The following is a 13607-nucleotide window of genomic DNA, read 5'->3' on the forward strand; positions in this document are numbered from 1 at the left end:
GTCTTTTTTGTGACTGCTGCGTCCGGACCGTCCGCTTCAGAGCGTCTGCGGACCGTAAGCGGGCGCCGCGACGGCGACCAGCGGCGCGTGGCGGACGGGATCGACCCGGCGCGACGGCATCTCGATCATCTCATAGGCGCGATGGTCGGCAAGCAGAGCCTGCAGTGCCAGCGCGTTGAGCTTGTGGCCACCGCGATAGGAGCGGTAGCAGCCGAGGACGCGCGCACCGGCCAGTGCCTGGTCGCCGATCGCGTCGAGCGTCTTGTGACGGACGAACTCGTCCTTGTAGCGCAGGCCTTCCGGGTTGATCACCCGGCCGTCCTCGCCGATCACCACGGAATTCTCGAGCGAGGAGCCGAGGGCGAAACCTGCTGCCCAAAGCCGCTCGACATCCTTCATGAAGCCGAAGGTACGGGCCCGCGACAGGTCGCGCGCAAAGCGCTCGGCCGTCAGGTCGGCGCTGTAGGTCTGGCGCCCGATGACCGGGCTGTCGAATTCGATCTCGACCTCGAAACGCGTGCCGTTGTGCGGGCGGTATTCCGCCCAGGCACCGTTCATCTCGACGGTCACCGGCTTCAGCACCCGCAGATAGCGGCGCCGGCAGGCCTGGCTGACGGTGCCGGCCTCGCGGATCGCCGCGATGAAGGCAGCGGCGCAGCCGTCCATGATCGGGGTCTCGTGCGCATCGATCTGCACGACGATGTTGTCGATGCCCATCGCGTAGAGCGAGGCCATCAGATGCTCGATCGTCGACACATGCGCGCCACGCGGGTCACCGACCACGGTCGCGAGGTCGATGAGAGCGGCGTTGGCGGAAACCGCCTTGATCTCGTGCAGCAGCTCGCCGCCGTCGAAGAGGTGGAAGACGATGCCGGTATTCGCCTCGGCCGGAAGCAGGCTGAGCTGGACGGGCAGGCCGCTATGGACGCCGACACCGTCGAATGCGATCCGCGAGCCTATCGTCTGCTGAAACATTGACACTACCGGCAAACCTTTCCCACCATGCAGATCGAGGTATGGAGCGCTTCCATCCTGTGGCTGGCGTCCCCTCGGCGTTCCGGTCTGCTGGTCGCTAGTGGCCGATCGCCCCCCGACGAACGACGCGACACAAAACCTGTTGAACGCACGGAAATTCCTAGAACGCACTGCGTCGATGGCCAAATCACGCTTTCTTACCCGTTGTTACCAGAAGCCTGGTTAACGCATCGCAAAAGCAGGCATTTTCAACAAGTTAGACGCGAAAGGGCCCGCCGGTTCCCCGGCGGGCCCTGTGTCAAACTTGCAACGCGTGCCGATCAGTTCGCCTGACGGCGCAGAAACGCTGGAATTTCAAGCTGATCGTCGTCGCTCTGGGGCCGCTGCGTGGCCACCGGACGGGCAGCCGATTCCGCCGCGACGCGGCGCGGCGCATACGGGCTCGGCTCGGCCGGCGCGCGGCGCGGCTGCTCGGCGGCGGGCCGGCGGGTCTCGACGACACCCTCCTCGTCCTGGTGACGCGACAGGCCCGTGGTCAGGCGGCGAAGCAGGCCCATCGGGCCGCGATCTTCGTGACCGTCGACCGACGCTGCACGGCTTTCGATCTCGGCACGGACCGTCGGCGGGAAGTCCTCGACCCGGGGCATGCGCGGCGACTGCACGGCGGCAGCGTGGCGCTCGCCGGCAGTCGACGGGCTGACCTGGGCGATCTCGGCCTCGAGCGCAGCGGTGAAATCGTCCTCGATCTCGTCCGCAGCGAAATCCTCCTCGACCGAAGCGAAGCTCGGGGCCGCCTGGGCCTCGACCGGACGCTGCGTGACCGGCTGCGCCACCGGAACGGCGCGCGGCTGGGCGGCGGCCGGCTGGGCGACGGCCTGGGTCTGGGCCATCATCGGCCGCTCGGCCGCGACGTAGCCATCGGCCTTGTCGATGCCGGTGGCGACGACCGACACGCGGATCACGCCTTCGAGGTTCTCGTCGAAGGTGGCGCCGAGGATGATGTTGGCGTCCTGGTCGACTTCCTCGCGGATGCGGGTCGCCGCCTCGTCGACTTCGAACAGCGTCAGGTCACGGCCGCCGGTGATCGAGATGAGCAGGCCCTTGGCGCCCTTCATCGAGGTCTCATCGAGCAGCGGGTTGGCGATCGCGGCCTCGGCGGCGGCCATCGCACGGCCCTCGCCCGAGGCTTCGCCGGTGCCCATCATCGCCTTGCCCATCTCGCGCATCACCGAACGGACGTCGGCGAAGTCGAGATTGATCAGGCCTTCCTTGACCATCAGGTCGGTGATGCAGGCGACGCCGGAGTAGAGCACCTGGTCGGCCATGCCGAAGGCGTCGGCGAAGGTGGTCTTGTCATTGGCAATCCGGAACAGGTTCTGGTTCGGGATGACGATCAGCGTGTCGACGTTCTTCTGCAGTTCCTCGATGCCCTGGTCGGCGATCCGCAGCCGGCGCTGGCCCTCGAAGTGGAACGGCTTGGTGACGACGCCGACGGTCAGGATGCCCTTCTCGCGGGCGGCCCGTGCCACGACCGGGGCTGCGCCCGTGCCGGTGCCGCCGCCCATGCCGGCGGTGACGAAGCACATGTGCGAGCCGAGCAGGTGATCGCAGATCTCGTCGATCGACTCCTCGGCGGCCGCACGGCCGACTTCCGGCTGCGAGCCGGCGCCGAGACCCTCGGTCACGGCGACGCCCATCTGGATGATGCGCTCGGCCCGCGACGAGCGGAGCGCCTGCGCGTCGGTGTTGGCGATCACGAACTCGACCCCTTCGAGGCCGGCGTTGATCATGTTGTTGACGGCATTGCAGCCGCCGCCGCCGACGCCGAAGACGGTGATGCGGGGCTTCAGCTCGGTGATGTCCGGCTTGTTGAGGGTGATGCTCATCGTTCGTTCCTCGTTCCACTGTTCGGGCCGTCTCGCCGCGCGGCCGATCCCTTGGTCCATGCTTGCCGGCGCACGGCGCACCGTTACTTTTTGGCACCCCAGCGGCTTGCGCCCCGGGTGTTCGTCAGAGGCTCCGCCGGAGCCAGGAGCCGATCCGCCCTGTCCTGGTGTTCTCGTCGACCGCGAACGCCGCGATCGAGGTCTCCGCCACGTATTCGCGATGGGCCACCTGCGGGTAGATCAGGAGGCCCACCGCGGTCGCAAAGGCCGGTCCCTTGTGGGACGGGTTGAGCCCCGAGACGCCCACCGGGCGCCCGAGACGGACATTGCGCTGCAGGATGGAACGCGCCGTCTCGCCGAGACCTGCCAGCTGGCTGGCGCCGCCGGTGAGGACGACGCGCTTGCCGATGACATGGCCGAGCCCCGACGAGGCCAGCCGGTCGCGCACCAGTTCCAGCGTCTCCTCGACGCGGGGCAGGATGATCTTGGCGACCAGCGAGCGCGCGACGGTGATCGGCGCCTCGTTGCCGTCCTCGCCGAGCGGCGCGACCTGGACGGTCTCGCCGTCTTCCATCAGTTCGGTCAGCGTGCAGCCGTGCATGACCTTCAGGCGCTCGGCGTCGGCCGGGCGGATGGACAGGCCGCGTGCCAGGTCCATCGTGATGTGGTGACCGCCCATGGCGACCTGGTCGGCATAGACGAACCGGCCGTTCTGGAAGATCGCGATGGTGGTCGCGCCGCCGCCCATGTCGATGCAGGCCGACCCCATGGCCGCCTCGTCCTCGACCAGCGTCGACAGCGCGCTCGCATAGGGCGTGGCGACGAACGCCTCGACCATCAGATGCGCCCGGTTGATCACCGCCTCGAGATTGCGCAGCGGCGTCTCCTCGGCGGCGAGGATGTGCATCGACGCGCCGAGCCGCGAGCCGCTCATGCCGAGGACCTGCTCGACGCCGCCCTCCCCGTCGATGGAATAGTCGCAGCCGATCGAGTGCAGCGCGACGCGGTTGTCGTCGAGCGTCACCCGGGCCGCCTGGCCCAGCACCTTGGCGATGTCGAGACGGGTGATCTCGCCGTCTGTGTCGATCTCGGCGTTGCCGCGCAGGCTCTTCAGCCGCCCCGCGGTCACCGAGACGATGAGGGATTCGATGGTCAGGCCGGCCATCCGCTCGGCCGCCTCGACGCAATGGCGGATCGCCTGCTCGGCAGCGTCCAGGTCGACGACGACGCCCGACTTGATGCCGTGCGAGCGCTGGTGGCCGACGCCGACGACCTCGATGGCGTGGGTGCGGCCGGGCAGCATTTCGCTGGGCAGCCGCGGCCGCAGCCGGGCGATCAGGCAGGTGACCTTCTCCGAGCCGACGTCGAGCACGGAAATCACCCGTGAACGGCGCTTGGGCAGCGCGCTGATGCGCGGCAGGTCGCCCCGGCCTCGTGCAAACAAACTCATACCGGGTTGTCCTTCCGGCTACGCTTGATGATCTTCTCGCGCTCTTCCAGCGCGGCGTTGCGGCGCACCAGGGCTTCCGAGGTCAGCTTGACGACCATCCGGTCGGCCAGGCGCACGTCCACGGCCTCGATGTCGCGTGACAACAATCCGTGCTCCCGATCCATCCGTGCTACCTCCGCAAGGGCTTCGACCGCCCCATTTTCCGGCAACCGTATGGTCACGCCATTCTCGAGCCGCAGGTCCCACCGGCGGTTGCCCACGCGAATGTAAGCCCTGACCCTTGCGCGAAGCTCGGGTAGCACTTCCATCTCGTCGATCAGCGCGGCGGCGGAACTCGCCGCACCGGTGCCCACGACGACCGGCAGGGCGGCGTAGCGCCCCGGCGCGTAGGGCACGATTTCCTTGCCCTCGCGGTTGACGACGAGGAAATCCGTGCCGCGCTGCCAGACCGCGTAGGGCCGGTGCTCGGACAACGTGATCCGGACGTGGTCCGGGAAGATCTTCGCGACCGAGGCGCGGTCGACCCAGGGCATCGCCTCGAGCGTCTCGCGTGCCGCCGAAGGGTCCAGCGAGAACAGGCTCTGCGACCCGGTCTGCCAGAGCGCCTGCAGGGCATCGATCTCGGAGGTCTCGTCATTGCCCTCGACGTCGACACGGTTGATCGAGAAGCCGAGCGGCTGGGCGAAGGCGTCGATGACGGTCACCGTGTGGCCCCCGGCCGAGATGCCGTAGACGACGCTCGAACCGATCACTGCCGCCGCCATCATGCCGAAGCGCGGCAGTGGCGCATGCGCCAGCGCTGCCGCACCGCCCGAGACACGGCGTGCCAGGCGGACGACGTGCAGCGTCAGGCGGCCGGGGGCGCGCAGCGGCCGGTAGTCGTCGCTCATCGCCCGCATGACGCGTCCTCCACCATCCAGGTGAGCAGTTCGGGAAAGCTGTGGCCGGAGGCGGCGGCGATGTCGGGCACCAGCGAGACCTCGGTCATGCCGGGCTGGGTGTTGATCTCCAGCCAGATCACCTCGCCGCCGTCGCCGAACCGGTCGTCATAGCGAAAGTCGGAGCGCGAGACGCCGCGGCAGCCGATGACGCGATGCGCCGTCAGCGACCATTCCTGGATCCGCCGCGTCACCGCCGCGGGGATCTCCGCCGGCACCACATGGCGCGAGCCGCCGGCGACGTATTTGGAATCGTAATCGTAGAAGGCGTGGCCTTCCGGGATGATCTCGCAGACCTCCAGCGCGACGTCGCCCATGACCGCGCAGGTGAACTCGCGCCCGTGGACGAAGCGCTCCACCATGACGATGTCGCCATAGGGCCAGTCGGCGCCGTAGAGCTGCTGCGGCGGGTGTTCCTGGTCCTCGCGGACGATCAGCACGCCGAAGCTCGACCCTTCCGCCACCGGCTTGACCACGTAAGGCGGCGACAGGACGTGCGTCTTGGCGGCCTCCTGGCGGTGCATCACCTTGGCTTCGGCGACCGGGATGCCGGCGGCCGACGCGACGGTCTTGGCGACCTGCTTGTTCATCGCCAGCGCCGAGGCCAGGACGCCCGAATGGGTGTAGGGGATCTGCAGATATTCCAGGATGCCCTGGATGGTCCCGTCCTCGCCATACGGTCCGTGCAGCGCGTTGAACGCCACGTCCGGCCGCAGTTCCGCCAGCACCGTCGCGACGTCGCGGCCGACATCGACCGTCGTCACGTCGTAGCCGGCCGTTTCCAGCGCAGCGGCGCAGGCAGCACCGGAGCGCAGGCTCACCGGCCGCTCCGACGAAAATCCACCCATCAAAACCGCGACATTCTTGGCCATGGACGCCCGTTTCAATCCTGTATGAAGGCTTCCGGCCATTCATCGCAGTCCGATGGTTAAGCAGGAGTTAACCGATCGGGGCGAAAGCAAGAAAATCGTAATCCTGTCGGCAGATAGGCGGAAATGCGGCAGCAAGAGAGGGGTGGGAGGCCACTGACGAAGGGCGAGACGGGCCGCATCCGAGGTGAGGCACCCTCTCTCCCCTTGAGGGAGAGAAAGCCTTTTCGCGGTCTTGGTCCCGAGGCTTGCCGAGGGCCAAGTCGCAGAAAAGGCAAGAGAGGGGTGTAAGGACGTCGCGAGCGGGCGGTGATCCGCGCGGAAGCCAGGTACCCCTCTCTTGCGATTTCCATCGCTTGGCGCCTTCGGCACTAAGCCGATGAAATCTTTCTCCCCCTCAAGGGGGAGAGGGAGCAAATCCGGGAAGCGAAGCGGGCGTCGGCCTTGAAGCGCCCTCTCTCCCCTTGAGGGAGAGAAAGCCTTTTCGCGGTCTTGGGCCGAGGCGTGCCGAGGACCCAAGTCGCAGAAAAGGCAAGAGAGGGGTGGGCGGACGTCGCGAGCGGGCGGTGATCCGCGCGGAAGCCAAGTACCCCTCTCTTGCGATTTCTATCGTTTAGCGCCGTCGGCACTAAGCCGATGAAATCGCTTTCTCCCCCTCAAGGGGGGAGAGGGGGCAAATCCGGGAAGCGAAGCAGAGGCGTCGGCGGCAGTCCGCCCTCTCTCCCCTTGAGGGAGAGAAAGCCTTTTCGCGGTCTTGGTCCGAGGCTTGCCGAGGACCCAAGTCGCAGAAAAGGCAAGAGAGGGGTGTGAGCGCTGCTGTCGGGCGCTGAGCTGCGCGGAAGCCGGGTACCCCTCTCTTGCGATTTCTATCGTTTAGCGCCTGCGGCGCCAAGCCGATGAAATCGCTTTCTCTCCCTCAAGGGGGGAGAGGGTGCCTTAGCCTCACACCTGCGCGACGAGCCCTTCCAGCCCGTACTTCCCGCCGGCCTTGTCGAAGTCTCCGGTGTGCTTCTGCTTATGGTTTAAGATTAGGAAATCCGCCCAGCCGCCTGATGTGACTCTGACTTTGCACCATTGGCGACGGACGACACGCTCGGAGACTGGCTGATCTCCCCCCTTGTGGGGGAGATGGGCGGCAGCCCAGAGGGGGGTGCCTCGGCATCGGACTAGGGGAGCTTCATACCCCCCTCTGCCTGCCGGCATCTCCCCCACAAGGGGGGAGATCGAAGCGTCAACGCTTGGCGCTGTACAGAGAACCGGGAGAGCAGCGCTCCCCTCAGGCCCATCTCAGCCGCGGCCGAGAAACGGCTCGACGCCCTGCCCCTCGGCAAACCGGCCCAGCCGCTTGATCTCCCACTCGAGCCTTATGCCGGATGTCTCCAGCACCCGCGCCCGCACGGTCTCGCCGAGCAGTTCCAGGTCGTGACCGGTCGCGGTGCCGGTGTTGATCATGAAGTTGCAGTGCATCTCGGACATCTGCGCGCCGCCGACGATCAGGCCACGGCAGCCGGCGCGGTCGACTTCCTTCCAGGCGGAGGTGCCGGGCGGATTCTTGAAGGTCGAGCCGCCGGTCTTCTCGCGGATCGGCTGGACGGTCTCGCGATGGTGCTGGACCTCGTCCATCCGGGCGCGGATCTCCGCCGGCTCGGCGGCTTCGCCCTCGAACATGGCGCTCGTGAAGATCAGGTCGCCGGGCGCCTCGGAGTGGCGATAGGAGTAGCCCATCGCCTCGTTCGAAAGCACGTGCGCCGCGCCGCGCCGGTCCACGGCGCGGACCTCGCGCACCCTTTCCCGCGTCTCGACGCCGTTGGCGCCGGCGTTCATCCGCAGCGCGCCGCCGATCGCGCCCGGAATGCCGTGGTAGAAATGGAAGCCGCCGAGCCCCGCCTCCAGCGCCACCGCCGCCAGCCGCTTGTCGGGCGCCGCGGCACCGGCCGTGATCGTGGTTTCGCCGGACCGCTCCACCTGGCCGAACCCCTTGGCCGAGAGCCGGATCACCACCCCCGGAATGCCGCCGTCGCGGACCAGCAGGTTCGAGCCGATGCCGACCACCATCACCGGCACGTCCTCGGGCAGCGCCGCGAGGAAGGCTGACAGGTCGGCCTCGTCGGCCGGCTGGAACAGGAGCTCCGCCGGACCGCCGGTGCGGAACCAGGTGATCTTGTCCATGCCGGCATCGGGCGTCAGCCGCCCGCGCACATCCGTCAGCCGGTCGCCCAGGCGGGCGAGCAGCTTGGCGCCGTCGACCTCAGGCATCTTCTGCGGCCAGCGCCTCGAGATCGCGCGGCAGCGCGTAGGCCCATTGCGTGATCGACCCGGCACCGAGGCAGATCACCATGTCGCCCGGCTGCGCGAGGCGGTGGATCAGCGGCGCCAGTTCGTCGGGCCCGTCGATCAGCCGTGCGTCGCGATGGCCGCCGAGCTTCAGCCGCTCGACCAGCATTTCGGAGGTCACGAACTCGATCGGCTCCTCGCCGGCGGCATAGACCGGGGCGATGACCACCGTGTCGGCGTCGTTGAAGCACGCGGCGAAATCGGCGAACAGCGACTGCAGCCGCGTGTAGCGGTGCGGCTGCACGATGGCGATGACCCGCCCCGTCGACGAGGCGCGCGCCGCCGCCAGCACGGCGCGGATCTCCACCGGGTGGTGGCCGTAATCGTCGTAGATCATGACGCCGCCGACCGTGCCGGTCAGCGTGAAGCGTCGTTTGACGCCGCCAAAGGCCGCCAGGCCGGTGCGGATCGCATCGGCGGGAATCTTCAGCCAGTGGGCGACGGCGATCGCCGCCGTGGCGTTGGAAACGTTGTGGCGGCCGGGCATCGGCAGGGTCAGCCGGTCGATGACATGCGTCTCGCCGGTGATGCGGTCGCGGATGGTCACGTCGAACAGCGAGTTGCCGGCATCGTAGCGGACATTCTCGAAGCGCACGTCCGCCTGCAGGTTCTCGCCATAGGTGATGACACGGCGATCCTCGATCTCGCCGACCAGCGTCTGCACCTCGGGATGGTCGAGGCACATCACCGCGAAACCGTAGAACGGCACGTTCTCGACGAAGGCGCGGAACGCGTCGCGGACCTTGTCGAACGTGCCGTAATGGTCGAGGTGCTCAGGGTCGATATTCGTGACGACCGCGATGTCGGCCGGCAGCTTCAGGAAGGTGCCGTCGGATTCATCTGCCTCAACCACCATCCAGTCGCCAGCGCCCATGCGCGCATTGGTCCCGTAGGCGTTGATGATGCCGCCATTGACCACCGTCGGGTCGAGGCCGCCGGCATCGAGCAGCGTCGCGACCATCGAGGTCGTGGTGGTCTTGCCATGCGTGCCGCCGATGGCGATGGCCGAGCGGAACCGCATCAGCTCGGCCAGCATCTCCGCGCGCCGGACGATCGGCAGGAGCCTTTCGCGCGCCGCCGCCAGTTCCGGATTGGCGCGCTTGATCGCCGTCGAGACGACGATCACCTCCGCCTTGCCAAGATTCTCCGCCGCATGCTCGATATGCACCGTCACGCCCATCTCGCGCAGGCGCTGGACATTGGCGTTCTCGGACTGGTCGGAGCCCTGCACGGTGTAGCCGAGATCGACGAGCACCTCGGCGATGCCGCTCATCCCGATGCCACCGATTCCGATGAAATGAACCGGTCCGATATTCGGCGGCATCTTCATGCGCATCCCCTCGACTGCTCTGGCAGGAAGCTGCCGTTCAGCGCCCTTCGTCAGAGCGCGGCATAGACTCAACCAGGTCGGCGAGCAACCGTGCGGCATCCGGAATGCCGGTGGCGCGGGCCGCCGTCGCCATCGCCATCGCCCGCTCCGGGCCGTCTGCGATCCCGGTGACGAGTTCGGCGAGGCGCTCCGGCGTCAGCTCCGCCTGGCGCACCACGATGGCGCCCCCCTCCGCCTCCAGCCGCGCCGCGTTGGCCGCCTGGTCGTGATCGAGCGCATAGGGATACGGCACCAGAATCGATGGCCGGCCAATCACCGCGATCTCCGAGACCGTCGAGGCACCGGAACGGCTGATCACCAGATGCGCCGCGCCGATGCGCTCCGCCATGTCGTTGAAGAACGGCGCCACCTCGGCCGGAATGCCGCGCTCCTCGTAGAAGCGCCGCACCGCAGCCTCGTCGTCGGCACGCGCCTGCTGGGTGACCACCAGCCGGCGCCGCAGCGCGTCGGGCAACAGCTCGACGGCCGCCGGGATCGCCTCCGAAAAGAACTGCGCGCCCTGGCTGCCGCCGAACACCACCAGCTTGAACGGCTCGTCTGCGCCCGCCGCACGGTAGGGCGTTCCCGCAGCCGCGATGACCGCGGGGCGCACCGGATTTCCGGTCACGGTGACCTTGCCCGCATAGGCCGGGTCGAGCTTCTCCTGCGGGATGCCGACGGCGATGCGGTCGACACGCGGCGCCAGAAACTTGTTCGCCCGGCCCATCACCGCATTCTGCTCGTGGATGAGGGTCGGCCGGCCCGCGCGGATCGCCGCCATCAGCGGCGGCACCGTCGGATAGCCGCCGAAGCCGACGACCACCGCCGGGCGGATGCGCCGCACCAGCGCGCCGGCCTCGCGGAAGCCGCGCCACAGCGTCCAGAGCGTCGACAGCACCTTGATCGGGTTCTTCGAGGCGAAGGTGGCCGATTGCACCCGATGCACCGTCTCGACCGGAAACCGGTCGGCATAGCGGCCCGCCCGGTCGTCGGTGACGAGCTGAACGTCGTGGCCTCTGGCGACGAGTTCGTGCGCCAGCGCCTCGGCCGGGAAGAGATGGCCGCCGGTCCCGCCGGCGGAAAGAAGAATGGTCGTCATGCGCACCGGGCGATTGGCCGGCCGTAAGGCCGGCGCGGAAAGGAACGTCGCCTCGACCTATGGCCCGCCGGCTCCCTTGCCAAGGCCCGGCCGCCATCGGAACGGAGACATAAGTACCCGCCCCGGCTCGATCGTCAGGCGCCGTGCAGCTGATAGGTTCGCTGGACCAGCCGGTCCGTGTGCGAGCGGTTTTCCGGCCGTCGCCGCGTCAGCGCCAGGATGAACCCGGCCGACATGGCGATGGCCAGCATCGACGAGCCGCCATAGGAAATGAACGGCAGGGTCATGCCCTTGGCCGGCATCAGCTGCAGGTTCACCGCCATGTTGATGATCGACTGCAGCCCGAACAGGAGGACGAGGCCGGAGATCGCCAGCCGGTTGAAGACGTCGCGCTGCTGGCCCGCCACCGAAAGCCCGCGGACCACGATGAAGGCGAAGATCGCCGCCAGCGCCATGCAGGTGATGATGCCGAACTCCTCGGCGATGACCGCGAAGGCGAAGTCGGTGTGGCTGTCCGGCAGCATGCGCTTGACCGTGCCCTCGCCCGGCCCCTGCCCCAGCCAGCCGCCACGCATGATCGCCTCGCGCGCCGTGTCGGTCTGGAACGTGTCGCCCTCGCCGGTGAGGAACCGGTCGATGCGGCTGGCGACGTGCGGAAAGGCGAAATAGGCGAGCGTCGAGCCGCCGAGGGCCGCGCCGCCGAGCAGCGCGATCCAGAACCACGACATGCCGGCCATGAAGAACAGTCCGCCCCAGGCGGCAGCGATGAGGATGGTCTGCCCGAGGTCGGGCTGGGCGACCAGCAGCGCCACCGCGACCAGCAGCAGGATCATCGCGAACATGTTGCCCGGAATGTCCGGGCGGCGTTCCTTCTCGGCAAACAGCCAGGCGCAGATCACCACGAAGGTGGGCTTCATGAACTCCGATGGCTGGATGTTGAGCGGGCCGAGCTCGATCCAGCGGCGGGCGCCCTTGATCTCGGTGCCGAAGAACAGCGCCAGCACCATCAGGAAAAGCGAGCCGCCGAGCATCAGCAGCGCCGTCCGCCGCACGCCGCGCGGCGTCAGCAGGGAGCAGGCGAACATCACCGCCAGCGACGGCAGCAGGAAGACGGCATGGCGCTTGACGAAATGGAAGGGCTCGAGGCCGATCCGTTCGGCGACCGGCGGGCTTGCCGCGAAGGACAGCACCAGGCCGCCCACCAGGAGGATCAGGAAGGCGGCGAGGAACCAGCGGTCGACGCCCCACCACCAGTCGCTGACCAGGCTACGCTGGGTCCGGCTCGTCATGCTCATCCCCTCTGGACCATCTCTATGCCGGGCAGACGACCCACCGCTTCCCGGAAGGCGTCGCCCCGCACCTCGAAATTGCGGAACTGGTCGAAACTCGCGCAGGCTGGTGACAGGAGGACGACCTCCTCGCCGCCGCCCGCGGCAGCGTCCGCCGCGGCATGCCGCACGGCGACGTCCAGCGTATCGGAGATTTCGTAAGGAATTCGTTTACCAAGCGTCGCCGCGAAGGCGGGCGCCGCCTCGCCGATCAGATAGGCCTTGACGATCTTCGGGAAGAACGGCGCCAGCGGCGCGATCCCGCCCTCCTTGGCGAGCCCGCCGGCGATCCAGTGGATCCGCGGAAAGCTGGCCAGCGCGGTCGCCGCGGCATCGGCATTGGTCGCCTTGGAATCGTTGACGAACAGCACGTCACCCTGCCGGCCGACGGTTTCCATGCGGTGGGCGAGCCCCGGGAAGCTTTGCAGTCCCGTTTCAATCTCGTCCGGCGACAGGCCGGCGAGGCTGAGCGCCGCCACGGCGGCCGCGGCGTTCTGGGCATTGTGGCGTCCGCGCAGCGAGCCGATCCCGGCGAGTGTGAAGGAGACCTCCGGCAGGCCCGGCATGCGGCGCAGCAGCGCCGTGCCGTCGAAGCCGACCGCGGCACTGGCGTCGCTCGCCTGCGAGATGCGGATCACCCGCTTGCCCTCGCCTTCCAGCTCTTCGGCGATTCCACGGCAATGCGCGTCGTCGATCCCGATGACGGCGGTGTCCGACCCCGCCACCAGGCGTGCCTTGATCGCCGCGTAATGGCTCATCGTGCCGTGCCGGTCGAGGTGGTCAGGCGTCAGGTTGAGGAGGATGCCGATCGACGGCGCCAGCGTCGGCGCCAGGTCGATCTGGTAGGACGAGCATTCGAGCACGTAGTGGCGTTCCGGCGCCGGCGGCTCCAGCGTCATCACCGCGACGCCGATATTGCCACCCATCTGCGTGTCTCTGCCGGCCGAGCGCAGGCAATGCGCGATCAGCGCCGTCGTCGTCGACTTGCCGTTGGTCCCGGTGATGGCGACCAGCGGCGCTTCCGGCGCCCGGACGCTTCGCTCGCGGCTGAACAATTCGATGTCGCCGATCACCGGCACGCTTGCGGCCCGCGCCAGCTCCACCGTCCAGTGCGGCCGCGGATGGGTCAGCGGCACGCCCGGCGCGAGCACCAGGGCGGCGAGGTCCGACCAGTGGACGTCGCGCAGATCGCCGGTGGGTATTCCCGCGGCGGCAGCCGCGGCGACGCTGTCCGGATTGTCGTCGAACGCCACCAGCCTGGCGCCGCCCTCGACCAGCGACAGCGCGGTGGCGCGGCCGGACCCGCCGAGGCCGAAGAGGGCCACCGATTTGTCGGCGAAGCTTTCGGCCGCGATCATC

At 68.2% G+C, this 13607-nt stretch carries 10 protein-coding genes; all 10 read right to left on the reverse strand.

The annotated features are described in order from the left end of the window. Positions 1-36: 36 nt before the first annotated feature. The 10 genes from lpxC to murD all read right to left on the reverse strand — a co-directional run bounded on the left by lpxC (position 37) and on the right by murD (position 13606). Entirely contained in the window at positions 37-975 is a 939-nt protein-coding gene (gene lpxC / locus GGR03_RS06730; protein WP_183206766.1) for a UDP-3-O-acyl-N-acetylglucosamine deacetylase, read from the reverse strand. Positions 976-1295: 320 nt separating this feature from the next. After that, positions 1296-2861 (reverse strand): cell division protein FtsZ, encoded by a 1566-nt coding sequence (ftsZ, locus tag GGR03_RS06735; protein ID WP_183206767.1) that lies wholly within the window; start codon positions 2859-2861, stop codon positions 1296-1298. A gap of 124 nt (positions 2862-2985) precedes the next feature. Beyond that, entirely contained in the window at positions 2986-4311 is a 1326-nt protein-coding gene (ftsA, locus tag GGR03_RS06740; protein ID WP_183206768.1) for a cell division protein FtsA, read from the reverse strand. After that, complete coding sequence (locus GGR03_RS06745; protein WP_246367616.1) at positions 4308-5210, reverse strand: cell division protein FtsQ/DivIB; 903 nt, start codon at positions 5208-5210, stop codon at positions 4308-4310. Before GGR03_RS06745 ends, ftsA begins: the two co-directional genes overlap by 4 nt. Further along, positions 5198-6121 (reverse strand): D-alanine--D-alanine ligase, encoded by a 924-nt coding sequence (locus GGR03_RS06750; protein ID WP_183206769.1) that lies wholly within the window; start codon positions 6119-6121, stop codon positions 5198-5200. The genes GGR03_RS06745 and GGR03_RS06750 overlap by 13 nt, the downstream gene beginning before the upstream one ends. A gap of 1284 nt (positions 6122-7405) precedes the next feature. After that, positions 7406-8374: a UDP-N-acetylmuramate dehydrogenase gene (murB, locus tag GGR03_RS06755; RefSeq protein ID WP_183206770.1), complete on the reverse strand. Its 969-nt coding sequence runs from the start codon at positions 8372-8374 to the stop codon at positions 7406-7408. Then, complete coding sequence (gene murC / locus GGR03_RS06760; RefSeq protein WP_183206771.1) at positions 8367-9782, reverse strand: UDP-N-acetylmuramate--L-alanine ligase; 1416 nt, start codon at positions 9780-9782, stop codon at positions 8367-8369. Before murC ends, murB begins: the two co-directional genes overlap by 8 nt. Positions 9783-9819: 37 nt before the next feature. Continuing rightward, positions 9820-10926 carry an undecaprenyldiphospho-muramoylpentapeptide beta-N-acetylglucosaminyltransferase gene (murG, locus tag GGR03_RS06765; protein WP_425486698.1) on the reverse strand — a complete coding sequence of 369 codons (1107 nt, stop codon included), beginning with the start codon at positions 10924-10926 and terminating at the stop codon, positions 9820-9822. 128 nt (positions 10927-11054) lie between these two features. Beyond that, positions 11055-12209 carry a putative lipid II flippase FtsW gene (gene ftsW, locus GGR03_RS06770; protein ID WP_183206773.1) on the reverse strand — a complete coding sequence of 385 codons (1155 nt, stop codon included), beginning with the start codon at positions 12207-12209 and terminating at the stop codon, positions 11055-11057. A 2-nt stretch (positions 12210-12211) separates the two neighbouring features. Continuing rightward, positions 12212-13606 (reverse strand): UDP-N-acetylmuramoyl-L-alanine--D-glutamate ligase, encoded by a 1395-nt coding sequence (gene murD / locus GGR03_RS06775; protein WP_183206774.1) that lies wholly within the window; start codon positions 13604-13606, stop codon positions 12212-12214. Position 13607: the final 1 nt, after the last annotated feature.

Origin of the sequence: Aurantimonas endophytica (assembly GCF_014196845.1) — a bacterium.
GTDB classification, from domain to species: Bacteria; Pseudomonadota; Alphaproteobacteria; order Rhizobiales; family Rhizobiaceae; genus Aurantimonas; species Aurantimonas endophytica.